This window comes from Halobacillus sp. Cin3, assembly GCF_947311855.1.
GTDB lineage: Bacteria > Bacillota > Bacilli > Bacillales > Halobacillaceae > Halobacillus > Halobacillus kuroshimensis.
The window spans coordinates 475054-490499 of the sequence record NZ_CAMZMV010000003.1 but is presented as its reverse complement, the minus strand read 5'-3'; the positions used below and the strand labels follow the sequence as shown (position 1 = coordinate 490499).

Genomic DNA, 15446 nt, shown 5'->3' with positions numbered 1-15446 from the left:
TTAAATTTCTAGAGATAGAAATAACCCGAATAACGGGGCACTTTTTTATAAGTGTCCATTATTCGGGTTATAGTTCACCAAGAGGTTTGGGCACTTTTTTTCAGTCGGATTTTGTACGATTCAGACAATCTTCCATTCGTCGGCTTTTCGTGCTTCCAATCCGTCCCAGAACAATTCAAATATTGTAAGAAGCGTTGCTTCGTAATCGGGGAAATTTGCATTCACATGCTTTAAGGAAGCCCCTTCAATCAGGCAGTAGAACGAATGAGCCAGTGTCAGGGACGAATGAGGCGTCTCGATTTCACCAGCAGCTTTTCCAGCCTCGAACATCTCTTCGAAATAAGCGAGTAAAAAGTTTCTGGATGCTGAGATTTTTTCGGTCACTACCTGCTCCAGTGACCGTGGCGGAGAAATCTGAGCCATCTGCCAGAAAGCGATCAGCGCGGGTTCTTTGACGGCTGTCTGGATCGAAAAGATAAAGCTGTCCTTCAACCTTTTTTCGTTCGACGCCGATTTCAGACGTTGTTTTTTCTTTATCCAGTACTCTTTGTGAAACGCAATTAAATGATCAAGTACAGCTATGTACAGGTCTTCCTTGTTTTTGAAATAACTGTAAATCCCCGCTTTTGTAATCTGTGTCTCCCGGGCAATCAATGACATCGATGCCCCATCATACCCATAGGAAGCAAAAAACTGCAGGGCATTTTCAAGAATGGTTTGTTTCGTATTCATCTAGTTTCCCTTTCGGAGGATGAACGGCTGTCATCCACATGTTTTTACAAAATAAAGGATGGTAACTAAACGTTCGGTAACTACTGCTCACGTGTAACTAAAGTCAAATGCTCGTTTCTTTGTCTGGCATTCTTTTCTTCGTGGGCACGTCCGGCCTTCAGGATTTTCTGTTCATTCAGGTAACGGCGGAATTCCTCTTTGGAACGCGGTCCATCCATCGCTTTTCCAACGAGATCCAGCCATTTGTGATCTAAGTTCTCTCTCATAAGTCTGCCTCCTCCATCGAATGATCCCTTGTATATTATTTACCATAATTCTACACGGATTTCATATAGGTGTATAGACCTATTTAATGCGGATGGTCCTCTCTACAAAGGAATATCATGGTAATATGAGAGGTAAGAATACCGTTTATTATTCGACGTAATGCGACTAAACGAACATTCACATATTTTTGTACAGCTGGGAGTTGATGTTCCATGGTATCCGATTTTTTTGTCAATATCTGCATCCTGACTGCCTTATTTTTCTCCTACCTCCAATTAAGATGGCACTCCCTTGAAAAACACCTGCCGCTAAAGGCCATCTGCTTGATTGACGGAGTCGCGGCGGGCATTATGGGAAACTTGATGATGTATTATTCCATCCAGGTGACTGATTTGACGATTGTGGATCTGCGGCATGTCCCCGTCCTTATGATTCTATTAATCAGCGGTGTCCGGCCGGCCGTTATCGCTACTATCCTCATTATTGCCGGTCGTTTCCTATACGGATTCAATCTTTCATCCGTGGCGGCCATTATTTTTATGATCGTGACCCTTGCCGGTATCATCGTGATTAATCGAATGAGAAAAAGTCATCAGCCCCGCTATATTTCAGGGTTTTACATGATTTTTTATTCCAATCTCGTCTTTTCTGTTGTGCTATCTGTGATCGTAAGGGATTGGAGTCTTCTCGAAACCCTGCTCCCTGTCTATTGGGTGATCAGCTGTCTCGGCGGTGTGGGGATCATTTATCTCATTCAATACCTCGACCGGTCCCACTCTCTTTTTAAGAGCTACGAGCAAAAAGCTTCCATCGACCATCTGACAGGGTTGAACAATGTGAGGCAGTTCGATTTCCACTGGAACCAGCAGCTTGAAGAAAGCGAGAAGAAAAAGAAGGAGTTGTCTCTTCTCATCATTGATGTGGATCACTTCAAGCATGTGAATGATACGTATGGTCATCCGGCTGGAGATCAGGTGCTCAAACAGCTCGGGAGGCTTCTTCAGGAACATACAAGAGATACGGACATCGTCTCCCGGAACGGCGGGGAAGAGTTTTCCGTCATTCTGCCGGACTGCTCCAATTCCTGCGCCTGTACCATTGCGGAACGGATCCGGAGCGAAGTGATGTCCCATACCTTCTGGATCAACGCCACATCACATATTCCGATAACGGTTTCCATCGGGGCGAGCACGTATCCATCTACAACGGAAGACAGGCAGGAGATCATCGATTTGACCGATCAGTCGTTATATCAGGCGAAACAGCTGGGGCGGAATCGTGTCGTCTCCTTCACTGCCGGCGGATTCGTCCAGGCCGATCACCGGACTTACTCGATTTAGATCAACAAACGGCTCTCTGCCTTTCCGGCAGAGAGCCGTTTGTTGAGAACCCCTGTGTTTTTGTAGTGCCTCCAGAAGCTCCGATTATTCCCTTTCCGCGGACGAACGTCCAATCCTCCTCGGGGAAAGCCGACGGTTTTCCCTGCCATCCCATGCTCTGAGTAAACAACGAACCGGACCCCTAATTCCAGACGGAGACGATTTAGTAATCGTTTAAAATATCAACAACAAACTTTAACAGAGCTATTCTAAAAAGCAGATGTCGCCAGTATCAATCTACAGACGTTTTTTAGAATTTTTAAAGCATAAAGAGGGATCTTCCATTTAACAGAAGATCCCTCTCTCCAATTATCCTTAGGCGGGGTCACGTGAAGTGTTCGGTGATGACGCCTGCGGGAACAGCGCGAGCCGAAGATCCACTTGGGCAGGTGTTCTTCCTGACCAAGTTAGCTGAGGCCGAGCCCGCGGCAAGCATTCACCGATAAACGGAACGTGACCGTCCACAACATACGTGAAAGCTTCACTAAAGGAACAGTAACCCGAGTGAAATTATGATACCGCTTACAAAAAGGATGATAAGACAGAAGCCCATAATGTCCTTCGCCTTCAAGCCGGCAATCGCCAGTGCCGGCAGGGCCCAGAAGGGTTGAATCATATTGGTCCATGCGTCTCCCCAGGCGACTGCCATCGCCGTTTTTGGTATTGATACTCCGAGGTGCTGGGCGGCATCCAGCATAATCGGTGCCTGTACAGCCCACTGCCCTCCACCGGACGGGACGAAAAAGTTGACGATCCCTGCACTTAAAAAGGCGAAGAAGGGAAACGTAAAGGGGGTGGAGATGGACACAAACGCTTCCGACATAAGCGCAGCCAGACCGGAGGCGACCATCATCCCCATAATTCCTGCATAAAAGGGAAATTGGATGATAATGCCTCCCGCCCCTTTCACCGCATCGCTCACAGCGTCCAAAAAGTGTCTTGGCGTGCCGTGGAAAAGAATCCCCATAAATAGGAAAGCAAAGTTGACGATGTTCAGATTCAATTGAAAACCGGTCGTAACAAAATAGTACACGAGAAATCCAACGCCCAGTCCTCCGATGATCATGGAAAGAATCCGGCTGTTTTCCATGCGGACGGCCGGTGTCAGGGCTTCAGCCTCCAGCCCGGCTGCCTCCTGATGACGAGGCTGCTCAAGCAGGGAGCGGTCGATGACAAACCTTTCTTCCTCTGCTGGTGTCATTCTCCTGTTCAAAAGTGGTACAGCAATGAATAAAGCTGCAGTAATCGCAAGGTTGAATCCGGCAAATATCGTTTCCGAAGCGGGAATGATGCCGATGGAATCTGCTGTGAAATGATCAGGTGTGGCGATCGTCAGTGGTATAGAACCGGCCAGTCCTCCGTGCCAGACAAGAAATCCAGAGTAAGCGCTTGCAATTAAAAGCCGGTAATCCACCCGTTCCACCCTTTTGGCAAGCTCTCTTGCAAATAAGGCTCCTATGACAAGTCCGAAGCCCCAGTTGATCCAGCTGGCTGCCAGTGAAACAACCGTCACAATGACAACAGCCTGTCCCGGTGTTCGGGCTGTGGATGCCAGTCGACCGAGCGCCTTTTTAAACACCGGACTGCTCGCCAGAACAAAGCCGGTGACAAGTACGAGCACCATCTGCATGGAGAACGATAAAAGGTTCCAAAATCCTTCTCCCCAGTACTGCACCATCTGGACAGGAGTGCTTGGTGTAAAGATCAATCCAAACCCGAAGACCACCATCGTTAATAGAATGACGAAAAGAAAGGGGTCGGGAAGGTACCGCTGCATGAGTGTATTGGATACATGAATGGCTCGTTTTAACATCAAATCCTCCTTTGGTTGGTAGATAAAGACCCACGGTACCATTTCGTTATGCGACAGCATTTTCCTTCTATACAAATGAATTTCCAATTTCTACGACTGATCAGAATGACTTTTTTCCCAAGACAATATGCAGGATTATTTTTACAAGGTTCTACAAAAATCGTATAATAGAAGTAGTTTGAATGAAAGAGGTGGGGGTATGGAAGAGCGCAGACGTTCCAAGAAGAAAAAGCGCAGAAAGAAAAAACGCTGGAGAATCCTCCTGGCTGCACTGGCATTGATCCTTGTCGCAGGAGGAGTTTATGCATATATGATCCTGCAGGATGTCCGCACAACAGTGAATGAAGATTTACACGAGAGTGTGGCTTCCATTGATAATGAAGAAACAAAAGCAAAAGTAGATAATAAGGACCCGATCAACATCCTTCTGCTCGGCGTCGACGAACGCGAAAATGATGTCGGCCGTTCCGATACGATGATTGTGATGACGCTTGATCCGAACAATGACCAGATGCAGATGGTCAGCATCCCCCGTGATACACGGGCGGAAATTGCCAATGACGGCCGCGTGACGAGGATCAACCACGCCTACGCCTATGGCGGAAGTGACATGGCAGTCAATACGGTGGAAAATTTCCTTGATATCGACCTGGACTATTATATTCGTGTGAACATGGAAGGCCTATCCCAGGTTGTGGATGCGGTCAACGGAGTAACGGTGCAGAACGATATGACCTTTACGTCCGGCAATTACACCTTTGAAGAAGGCGAGCTTGAGCTTGATGGACAGGAAGCTCTTTCTTATGTCCGGATGCGGAAAAACGATCCAAATGGAGACCTCGGCCGTAACGAGCGGCAGCGCGAGGTTATCACCGGTATTATTGATAAAGGAGCAAGCCTTGATGCGGTGAACAAGGTCGGTAATGTGATGGATGTGCTTGGAGATAATGTGAGTACCAACATGCAGTTCTCTGATATGAGGCGTCTGGCGACGAACTACAGCAGCGCCCGTAAAAACACGTCCACCTACCAAATGTCCGGAGACGGGCAGATGGTCAACGGCATGTACCTGATTTTCATGTCTGATGCAGAAATCCAGAAAACCCATGATATGATTGTGAACTTCGGTTCCTGATCAACTATAAGAAAGCCCCGTCTTCACGAAGACGGGGCTTTTGATGTGTTAAAACAAGATGGATTTCACCTGATTCGACTTCAAGGGTAGAGAGACTCTTCCCTGATGGTGCAGCACCGTTTCCTGAGGCACTTCGTTCAATTTCGCCTCCTGGATGTTCTCCGGTTTGGAGGAAAGATAAAATTCCGCTTCCTGTTCCTCTTCTTTCGGATTGAAAAAGCGCAGCAGCAGACGTTCTTCCTCTTCTGCTTTTTTGAGCGTACTTAAAACGGCTCCTTCATTCCCTTCCTTCAGCACTGAATAGGAGCCCGGGGTTTCGAGGCCGGATTCATTCAGCTTCATGGCATTGTAAGGAATTCTATTATAAATCTCCACAGGAGTTGTATACTCTTTCGCGATTCTCCCTGCTCCGGCATCTGAAAGTGATCCTTCATGAAGCACAAGCGCAAAATCGAGCTGCAGGCGGCCGATCATCTGGGAATCCGGTGTTGGAAGTTTAATTCCTGATGGACGTCCCGGACGCCTCACCAGTTCCTCTTTTCCTAAAACACCCACACTTCTGAACAGCGTGACTGCGATGGTATCAAATGACTCACCGATAATTTCATATTCACGAACACTGTTCGTAAGTAAGGTGACTCCACGTTTATCATCGGTCAAACCGACGTAGGAGAGCATCGGATAAATGGAATCCGGGCGTTCATCCCAGTCTTCCTCTTCCCAATAATCCATCGCGCCGTCGACGACATCGCGCTTGATCATGCCGAACTGATTATCCGACCACGAGAAGGCTGAGGCAATCTGTGTAGGAATGAGGGCGCGGAGACGATGATCACCGGCCTGGTTATTGATATCTGCCTTCACCTCAATGACAGGCTTATGCTTCGCAATGTTAATGTTCCATTGAACAGATACGAAGCTGTCGATCTTTCCGGCTTTCCGGCATTCCAAGTTGGCGGGTACAGGTAATTCTAAGGCGATATCCAGCTTGGCGCTGTAATCATTTTCATACACTTGAATGTCCGCTTCCATCGAACGACTATAGATCAACGTCTCATCCTCAAGCGGGGAGTAGTCATATTCATCTCCATCATCACCTCCATTTTCTAAAAGCAGGACATCTTGGATTTCGACGTTGTTCATTTTGTCATAAATCGTGAGTGTACCATTGCTGTTCACTTGAATTCGGTAATAATCGGTATCGACTTCCGTTTTTCCGCATTTCTTCAGACCATCGGCAGCAAGCGTCCCTTCTTCCGGTTTCACTTCATACGTTTTATACCCCATGGGTGGGAGCGTGTCCTTCCATTGGATAGTGTATTCATAAAACGGATCATAGTTGCCGTAGTGAACAATCTGACGGTCAATGAGACCTGGGTCAAGAACGTTTTTCTCCAGGACTTCAAAAGGAACTTCCCGGCCGTCGTGGCCTTCCATGACGAAGGATTCCAGTTTTGTCACGACTTTATCTGTAATGACTTCCTCGCGCTCATAAGGAAGGAAGTTGAAAGCGGATACGACATCATGCTCCGCTTGGACGGAATCCGTAATTTTACGCTTATAGAATTCAATCAGCTGATCCGTTTTCTCCTCTGCAAGGAACAGGCGGTTAACGATTTCCCTGTGCACCTTATCGGAGCAGCAGCAGCCGATACTGTCATGGGCATGGTTTTTCATCATTTCCTTCCAAATTAGTTCAATCAGCCCGTGATGATATTCAAACCCGAGCGAATACGCTATGGACGCCAGCGGCTCCAGCACGTTGGTCAGCTTATTTTCCACCCGTGTATTCGCCGCTTTAATATCATTTCTTGTGGAGTAGATGCTGCGGTGTACACGCATATACTTTCCATCAAGAAACTCTCCGGATAACAACGGCAGATCGTCATTCTTCTCCAGCTCCTCAAACACGTGCTCAAAACGGCTTAAGAAAAATTCACGGTCAGGATAAAGCCGCTGCAGTTTTTCGATGATGGTATGAATGTTTTCCTGGATCGGCATCTGGTCATGTCCGTTCGGAAGGAGAATGTGATCGGTCGTCGCCCCGCGGTCCAGAACACTGAAATACTTATCGATCCGCTTCTGGAGTGCTTCTTCCTCCTCCGGCAGGTATTTCCCGATGGCATATCCGAGCGGAAAAAGCTGGACGAGGACGCTTGATCCGTCTTCACTTTCCCAGTGGAATTCTGTTTTATCAGTTCCGTGACGCTCGGATGTGCCGCGCCAGAAAATCGAATATTGAATGTCAAAACCGTTGAAAATCTGCGGCATCTGGGCCGACTGACCGAACGAATCCGGCAGGTAACCGATTTTCATCGGGGCACCGAATGCTTCTGAATCCTTATGGCCATACAACAGGTTGCGGACAATGGATTCAGCTCCGACCACCATTTCATCGGTCTGCGTATACCACGGCCCGATGATCAGCTTCCCTTCCTGGACGAGCTTGCGGACCCGCTCTTTATTTTCCGGCTTCACAGCAAAGTAATCTTCCAAAATGGACGTTTGTCCATCGAGCACATAATACGGATAGTCGGGATCGTTCTCAAGCTTCTCCATAATTTCTTCCATATTGTTCACCAAGAGGATACGGGACTCCTCTGTTGTAAAATACCATTCTCTGTCCCAGTGCATATGCGGTACAATGTGGGTCTGCTTCATTTCGACATCCTCCTTAATCATTCGCACTTCTTTATTAGGCGGCAGCAGCCGCTTCTTTCGTAATCTTTCTTTTTCTTGTCAAAATCAACAGCACCATAGAGATCAGCGCTCCGAGCAGAGCCGCGCCAAACCAGAGAGAAGCGGCCAATAGAATCGGCTGTCCCTGAAGTAGAGCGAGGGAGAAGATGCCGGCGCCCGGTACATTCAATCCAAGGTCGAAGTAGGCGACGATGGCTCCTGTAACCGCAGATCCAGCTACAAGGGATGGAATGACACGAAGCGGGTCGTTGATCATAAATGGAATTGCTCCCTCCGTAATGCCGGCAAGGCCGAGGAGCCACGTCTGTTTTCCGATTTCCTGTTCCTGCAGGGAGAAATATTTCTTCCCTAGAATCGTAGCTCCAGTGACAGCAAAAGCGGATACCATCTTGACCGAAGCAAAGGCCGCATACGGAATAAAGTTACCGCTCGCCATCGCTCCGATACAGAACGTGTAGGCGGCTTTGTTGACTGGTCCGCCGAGATCAAAGGAAACCATGGCTCCAAGGATTGCTCCAAGAATCAGCGCGTTGGCTCCCGACAAGCTTCCAAGCCAGTTGATCAGCCCGTTATTGAGCCAGGCCAGTGGTTCACCGATGACAAACAGCATAATGGATCCGACGACAAGCGTTCCAAGTACGGGATAGACCCAGAAGCTGATGAACCCGGCAAACGTACCTTTCGGCTTGATTTTGCTTTTCAAGAATTTCAGGAAGAAACCGGCCAGGAAACCACCGAGCATCCCGCCGAGAAACCCGGAGCCGATCAAGTTCGCAGCTACACCAGCAGCAAAACCAGGCCCAAGCGCCGGTTTATCCGCAATCGAGTAGGCCATATAGGCGGCCAGAATCGGCACCATCAGTTGTCCAAGCAGGCCACCACCGAGCTGACGGAGCATCCAGAGCCATGAACCTTCCGTATCATAGAGCGTCTGCAGATCAAAAGCCTGAGAGATTAAAACAGCCGCAGCAAGTGTCATACCGCCGGCAACGATAATCGGAATAATGTAGGAAATCCCGGTAAGGATGGAATCCTTGATTTCCGCTTTAAATCCTTTTCCGTCCTGTTCCTCATCCGTATCGTCAGCCGCCGCAGCTTCGGACTGCTGTTCATCCTTCACATAACCGGCGGCTTTTGCTTCCGCCTTTTCCAAAATTCCACGGGCATCCCTAAGCGGTGCGGCTACCGACGTTTTCACTTTCGGCAGATGGGTGAAGCGCTCTTCGTCTTTGACAGCTACATCGTTGGCAAAAATGACCGCATCTGCTTTTCTTAAGTTCTCCTTCGTGTGACGGTCTTCAATTCCGTTGGCTCCCTGCTTTTCTACAAGGACTTTAAATCCCAGCTCTTTCCCTGCCTTCATCAAGGCTTCCGCTGCCATATACGTATGGGCAATCCCGGCCGGACAGGCTGTAACGGCAAGAATCAAGAGGCTTTCCGCAGGCTGTTCTGCCCTTTCCTCTTCCTCTTCCTCTTCCCCGAAGGCATCGAGGCGTTCGAAAAGCTCTTCGCTTGAAGAAGCGTGCAGAAGGCCCTGTTTATACGCATCGTCTGATAAACGGGTAACAAATTCAGATAATAAGGATAAGTGCGTGGATCCTGCTTCCTGGTCAGGAATGGCTAACAGGATAATAAGCTCCACCTGATTGGAAGGGTCGATGCTTTCCCAGTCCGTCAGCGGTTTTTCAATTGTCGCAACGGCGAAAGCCGCTTCCTTAACAGCCGTCGACTTCCCGTGTGGAATCGCAAGGCCTCCTTCAAATCCGGTCGGTGACAATTCCTCTCTGTCCTGAACCGCTTTCAAAAACTCGTCTTTGGAATGAAGCTTTCCCTCTTCGTCCAGCTGTTTGACTAAATACTCAATGGCTTCCTGCTTTGAAGCAAGATGTATTTTCGTACTTATCAAATGGGGTGAGGTCAATTTCCTTAATTCCATTCTGTTCCACCTCCGCTTTGTAAGTGTTTTCATCACTTGGCTTTATCTTAGCAAAAAAAAAATAAGAAGACGGATTCTTCTTATTTTTACACACCATTTCATAGATAAAGCGTTTTCTTGTGTATGCGGAAACAACTTCAGTAATATTTCCAAAAATACTGGGATAATGTTTCTAAAACAACCATGACCGGCGTCCGCCCTGTTATGTTGTAGCCATTTTTCGTTTTTTTCGGTGCATAACAATAGAGGTTGATGGACGCCATCGCCTGCAGCGGGTTCTTCGTAAAATGAGTCAAGGAGATAATAGGAATGTTCTTTTCCACAGCTTTTTCTGCCGCCTCCAGCACAAGCGGGGTTTCGCCGGAAAGACTGATTAAGAAAAGGATGCTCTGCTGATTGGACTGATCCAGACTGTGGAGGATTTCATGCCGGTGAATGTGATGGCTCGTCGGCTTGCCGACCACCCGGAGGTTCCTGGCCATCATTTCGCAAAGATCCGAAGAGTCCCCCAGCCCGAAGAGGAGCACCTGTTTCGACTCCGCCAGCTGGCGGGCCGCTTCCATCATCCGATCCTTATCAAGGATCTCAAAGGTTTTCTGGATCAAGGAGTAGGAATCATCATCCGGCACTTCATAGGGTTCCTCAAGCTCTACTTTCAGACTGTTCTTCATGTGGGAGAATCCGTCGTAGCCGAGTTTTTTCGAAAGTCTTGTAATAGTGTTCGGCACGGTATAGGCCTGTGACGCGAGCACCTGGATGGATTGGCCGGTCATATCTTCTTTATATTGAAGGATGTAGTCGATGATCTGATCATCGGTATCATTCAGCTTATATTCATATTTATGGACACGTTCTTCAAATCTCATGTCAGCTCACCTCGTTTTTGATGCATCTATTATAGCAGACATAAACGGCGGTTTTTCACTATATCTAGTTGGAGGGAAATGTATGAATATTTTAGTAGCCTTGGATTCATTTAAAGGGAGCCTGTCCTCGAGGCAAGCGAATGCAGCGGTCAAAAAGGGACTATTGAACGCATCAGACTCATTCCGTGTCGCTACCATCCCTGTCGCAGATGGAGGAGAAGGGACTCTTGATGCCCTTGTGTCTGCCTTGGGGGGAAGAGTGGTTTATAAAACCGTCTGTGGCCCTCTCAGACGCCCGGTCAAAGCAGCTTATGGTATCATCCATCAGGACACCACTGCTGTCATTGAAGTGGCAGAAGCATGTGGACTTCCGCTGGTCAATGAAGAAGACAGAAATGCCTTATCCGCCACCTCCTATGGCGTCGGAGAGCTTATGGTTGATGCTCTTGAAAAGGGATGCCGGGATATGATCATCGGACTGGGTGGAAGTGCCGTAACCGATGGGGGCACAGGGATGCTCCGCGCCCTCGGTTTTCAGTTTCTGGACGCGGATGGCCGGAGTATCGGTGACGGGGGTGGTCAATTATCACGACTGGCTCACATCGATACAACCCATGTCCATCCACGGTTGAATGATGCGGTGATCCAGACGATGTGCGATGTCTCAAATCCGCTCTATGGACCGAACGGGTCCGCTCACATTTTTGCACCGCAGAAAGGGGCATCCCCAGAGGAGGTCTCTCTCCTTGATGAAGGACTGCAGCATTTCGCTGCGGTCGTACAAAAACAGCTGGGCTTGGATCTCCAGGACATCGCAGGAAGTGGTGCGGCGGGTGGGCTTGGTGCCGCCTTTTCAGGATTTCTCCAATCTTCCCTGCAGTCTGGTGTCCAGTTCATTTTGGACGAGGTAAAGGTGGATGAGCGCATAGCCGAAGCCGACCTCATCATTACCGGAGAAGGTAAACTCGATGCTCAAAGTTCCATGGGGAAAGCTCCATCCGGTATAGCGGAACGTGCTAAACAGCAGGGCAGAGCCGTCATCGCCCTTGCCGGGGACATTTCAGCGGTTGAAAAAACACTTCATGGTGCAGGAATCGATGCCTGCTTTTCGATTATGAGAGGACCGTCCTCCTTACAGGACGCTTTGAACCCGGATACGGCCAGGGACAATCTAGCGGAGACATCTGAACAGATCGGCCGGCTCTTGACCGTAAAAAAAGGTGGATGGGCTTGAGGTGACGGATACAAAAAGAGGAATGGATGTTCATCCATTCCTCTTTTCCATTTCCTGATACGATTCCCTGTGGGAAAGGACCTTCTCCATATTCTCCGTCCCCCACTCCCGCATCAGGACGACGATCGACTTCAAGGAGAATCCAAAATCCGTCAAGGAATATTCTACTTTCGGAGGAACAACCGGGTACACTTCTCTGTGCACAATCCCGTCTGCCTCCAGTTCTCTCAACTGCAGCGTCAGCATCCGCTGAGTAATGCCGCTGTTCAGCCTTTTCAGTTCATTGAACCGCTTCGTTCCATCCAGCAGATGAAAAATGATGACACTTTTCCATTTCCCGCCGATAACGTCAACCGTTCCTTCTACGGGACAGGAATATTGGTTCAAGAAAGGTTTCACAACCGTCTGATCTTTATTTTCTGCACTCATAGAGATCCCTCCCCTGTTTTATAGGAAACATTTCGTTTGTAACCCCTTTTTAGATACTGTCACTATACCATAATTTCATGTGTGAGGAGCTTCTAATGCACTCCCCTCCTGGTACCCTATTTGATCCTTTTCTTATCAATGAAAAAAACTCGTTGAATGAGCGACTATACTGTCCGATTGGGTCTACGAAGCTGTGCTCAACGTTCTCATTTATCATAGGAACCACCTATTTTCCGCTCCTATATATTCCAACGTCGGCATGAGGAGCGTTCGGTAGTGACAGCTGCGGGATCAGCACGGGCCGAAGATCCACTTGGACGGGTGATCTTTCTGTCCAAGTGGATCTTCGGCCCCGCGGCAAGCACCCACAGACTAGCGGAACGCGCCCCCAATACCACTTAAGGTCAATTCTATTCGGGTAACACGGACTTTTTCCAATAGATAATTTTCCCAGCATTAAAATAGGCGTTCTGGAAAACCTTATAGGTAAAACACCCGGAATGCCGAAAGAGGGGAATTCATTATGGATCACGTTTTATGGGAAGAAATCACATCCACACGCGAGCAGTTACGTGACCAGTATTGGGATTACTGGGTCAGCGAAAATGTCTTCTCTTATCAATGGTGGATCCTGATTGCTGTTAACGTCGGATGTATAGTGTTGTGGCGGTTTTACATAGACCGGTCGAGACTTTTTGAAGTCCTGACCGCTGGTTTTCTTGTTGTTGTGATAACGACCGTTCTGGATACGGTGTTGATTCAATATGTCTTCACTTCTTATCCGATCAGTCCGACTCCCCTTTCTCCATCCTTTTTCGTTTCCACCTATCTTGTTCTACCCGTCATATATATGTGGATCTATCAGCGGTTTTCAACGTGGAAACGATACTTGACGGCTTTACTTGCGGCCTCCTTCGTTTCCGCTTATATCGGAGAGGGGATCCTCCGGGTCCTTCATATTTATGATTACATCCATTGGAAATCTTTTTATTCTCTCCTCGTATTCACAGCCATTGGCGTAATCGTTAAACTTACGATGATTGGATGGCGTGCGTTTGAAAAAAGTTAAGTGCATGTTCATTCAATCTCTCCATTATGTTCCTATATGAAAAATGGATGTTTATGCTCCAAAAGGAGGGGTATACCTTTTATGGAGATCCCCCTTTTAATCCTATGCCATTACATATCATCACTATCTCAACACCGGTCTCCCGTGGACGTTCGTTCACGGGATTTACATTTTCGCCCTTAATATTTGTCTGCACGCAGGATTCATTTATTATTTTTATATAATTTATAGGAAAATCCTGCATAAGAAGCGGATCCAAAGGGTATTTCATAGTGTACAAACCCAACCTACAAACAGGAGATGACCATATATGAGTGAACATCAGCGATCACTTGGGATTGTCACACCGCCTGGTTATCCCAAGGAGCTCAGTAAAACAATCAGCGAGCAGCTTCCTGACATGCTCAAATATTACGTGAAGGACGACTGTGAATGGCAGGTCGAAGCCCTAATCGATCCTTTGACCGGCGTCACGGAAGACCCGGAGGAAGTATTCAAGGCCGGCTTAAAAAAGAAAGAAGAAGAAGACTGGGATTATATCGTCTGTCTGACCGATCTTCCTTTCTTTCATGATCGGAAGCCGATTATGGCTGAAGCATCAACCAATGACAAAATCGCCATCATTACACTCCCCGGGCTCGGATCCACGCCTCTATTAAAACGGGTCCGGCAGTCCATTCTGCAGCTCGTCAATGAAATGTACTATGGAAGCGATGAAGAAGACAGAGAAAAGGCGCAGGAGAGGCTGCAGTCAAAAGAGGATGGCGAACATGAAAATTTAAAGAAAAAAGGCTCACGCCGGCTTGTGGAGAAACGTGGAATAGACCGATTCTCCCCCATTAAACGGGTAACACCGGATGAAGAGGATACGTATATGGACGTTCGGTTCATCGTCCAGTCCCGGATCAGTGGTGCGTTAAGGGTATTGACCGGCATGGTGCGGGCCAACCGCCCATGGGCGATTTTCCCCGCCTTTATGAAGGTCATCATCTTCGCCTTTGCCACCGGTTCCTACGCCCTTGTGTTCCCAACGTTATGGCGGTTGAGTAATAATTACAGCTCATGGCGGATGCTTCTGCTTACCATTCTGTCCATTTCGTTAATGGTCGGCTGGATCATCCTTGCTCACAATTTATGGGAAAAACCACGGAAAGACCGGGCTCCTTATCTCCGGAAACTGTACAATATGACCACGCTGCTGACGCTTGGGGTAACCGTCGTCATATATTACTCCATCCTCTTTGTAATGTTTTCGGTTGCCGTTGTGGTCTTCATCCCAATGGGATTGTTGGAGTCGGAAGTTTCCGGCGCCGTTGGTTACGATAATTATTTCTACATTGCCTGGACAGCTACCAGCATATCCATCATTATCGGCGCGCTCGGTTCAGCCCTTGAAAATGAAGAAGTCGTTCTGTCCTCCACCTACGGATACCGACAGCAGCAGCGCTATAAAAATGCCGATACAGATCAAGAAAAGGAAACGGAAACAGCCAGAAAACAAGAAACGAAGAAACAGAGAGAGAAGAATGATAAGCAGGAAGTTTCGCCGGAAAAGAAACGTCCTTCCGGTGAGGATCAGGAAAAAGCGGCGCAGTAAAAAGGCCGTGTTATCCAGTTAAAGAAAGTCGTAGACCATGTTGAAGGGCACGTTCCGCTTATCGGTGGATGCTTGCGGCGGGCACACCCTCCGCTCACTTGGGCAGGAAGATCACCAGCCCAAGTGGATCCCGCAGGCGTCACCACCGAACGCTCCTCGCGCCGATGTTGGTATATAGATACCAAAATAAATGCCCCTCTTATAAAAGAGAACGTTGAACGCAGATTTAAAAGAAGACAAGAAAAAAGCTTGCGGAAAAACAGGGGTTTCTCAACAAGCTGACCGTTCT

General features: G+C 48.0%; 13 protein-coding genes. 6 read left to right on the top strand and 7 right to left on the bottom strand.

The features are described 5' to 3' along the window. Positions 1-120: 120 nt before the first annotated feature. Together QMA39_RS13105 and QMA39_RS13100 are read right to left on the bottom strand one after the other, a co-directional pair. Positions 121-732 (bottom strand): TetR/AcrR family transcriptional regulator, encoded by a 612-nt coding sequence (locus tag QMA39_RS13105; protein WP_281658978.1) that lies wholly within the window; start codon positions 730-732, stop codon positions 121-123. Between the two features lie 80 nt (positions 733-812). Next, the gene (locus tag QMA39_RS13100; protein WP_027954796.1) at positions 813-998 is read right to left on the bottom strand and encodes a hypothetical protein; all 186 of its coding nucleotides are present in this window, start codon (positions 996-998) and stop codon (positions 813-815) included. A gap of 213 nt (positions 999-1211) precedes the next feature. Here QMA39_RS13100 and QMA39_RS13095 point away from each other — a divergent pair, with 213 nt between their 5' ends. Next, positions 1212-2339: a diguanylate cyclase gene (locus QMA39_RS13095; RefSeq protein WP_281658977.1), complete on the top strand. Its 1128-nt coding sequence runs from the start codon at positions 1212-1214 to the stop codon at positions 2337-2339. A 523-nt stretch (positions 2340-2862) separates the two neighbouring features. Here QMA39_RS13095 and QMA39_RS13090 read toward each other — a convergent pair. Continuing rightward, positions 2863-4191: a short-chain fatty acid transporter gene (locus tag QMA39_RS13090; RefSeq protein WP_206933174.1), complete on the bottom strand. Its 1329-nt coding sequence runs from the start codon at positions 4189-4191 to the stop codon at positions 2863-2865. A 199-nt stretch (positions 4192-4390) separates the two neighbouring features. On the opposite strand from QMA39_RS13090, the gene QMA39_RS13085 reads away from it, so the two are divergent. Further along, complete coding sequence (locus tag QMA39_RS13085) at positions 4391-5326, top strand: LCP family protein (protein ID WP_027954794.1); 936 nt, start codon at positions 4391-4393, stop codon at positions 5324-5326. A 48-nt stretch (positions 5327-5374) separates the two neighbouring features. On the opposite strand, the gene mngB is transcribed toward QMA39_RS13085, so the two are convergent. The 3 genes from mngB to QMA39_RS13070 all read right to left on the bottom strand — a co-directional run bounded on the left by mngB (position 5375) and on the right by QMA39_RS13070 (position 10828). Beyond that, positions 5375-7987: a mannosylglycerate hydrolase gene (gene mngB / locus QMA39_RS13080; protein ID WP_281658976.1), complete on the bottom strand. Its 2613-nt coding sequence runs from the start codon at positions 7985-7987 to the stop codon at positions 5375-5377. A 34-nt stretch (positions 7988-8021) separates the two neighbouring features. Further along, positions 8022-9962 carry a PTS 2-O-a-mannosyl-D-glycerate transporter subunit IIABC gene (mngA, locus tag QMA39_RS13075; protein WP_281658975.1) on the bottom strand — a complete coding sequence of 647 codons (1941 nt, stop codon included), beginning with the start codon at positions 9960-9962 and terminating at the stop codon, positions 8022-8024. Between the two features lie 137 nt (positions 9963-10099). After that, the gene (locus QMA39_RS13070; protein ID WP_027954791.1) at positions 10100-10828 is read right to left on the bottom strand and encodes a MurR/RpiR family transcriptional regulator; all 729 of its coding nucleotides are present in this window, start codon (positions 10826-10828) and stop codon (positions 10100-10102) included. Positions 10829-10910: 82 nt separating this feature from the next. Here QMA39_RS13070 and QMA39_RS13065 point away from each other — a divergent pair, with 82 nt between their 5' ends. Continuing rightward, on the top strand, positions 10911-12062 hold the full coding sequence (locus QMA39_RS13065; protein WP_281658974.1) for a glycerate kinase: 1152 nt from the start codon (positions 10911-10913) through the stop codon (positions 12060-12062). Between the two features lie 30 nt (positions 12063-12092). On the opposite strand, the gene QMA39_RS13060 is transcribed toward QMA39_RS13065, so the two are convergent. Beyond that, the gene (locus tag QMA39_RS13060) at positions 12093-12491 is read right to left on the bottom strand and encodes a helix-turn-helix domain-containing protein (RefSeq protein ID WP_206933169.1); all 399 of its coding nucleotides are present in this window, start codon (positions 12489-12491) and stop codon (positions 12093-12095) included. A gap of 276 nt (positions 12492-12767) precedes the next feature. On the opposite strand from QMA39_RS13060, the gene QMA39_RS13055 reads away from it, so the two are divergent. The 3 genes from QMA39_RS13055 (at position 12768) to QMA39_RS13045 (ending at position 15157) form a co-directional block, all read left to right on the top strand. Beyond that, positions 12768-12893 (top strand): hypothetical protein, encoded by a 126-nt coding sequence (locus QMA39_RS13055; RefSeq protein ID WP_281658973.1) that lies wholly within the window; start codon positions 12768-12770, stop codon positions 12891-12893. 121 nt (positions 12894-13014) lie between these two features. Next, positions 13015-13560 (top strand): CBO0543 family protein, encoded by a 546-nt coding sequence (locus tag QMA39_RS13050; RefSeq protein WP_281658972.1) that lies wholly within the window; start codon positions 13015-13017, stop codon positions 13558-13560. Positions 13561-13870: 310 nt separating this feature from the next. Next, positions 13871-15157, top strand: coding sequence for a hypothetical protein (locus QMA39_RS13045; protein WP_281658971.1), 1287 nt, complete (start codon positions 13871-13873; stop codon positions 15155-15157). Positions 15158-15446: the final 289 nt, after the last annotated feature.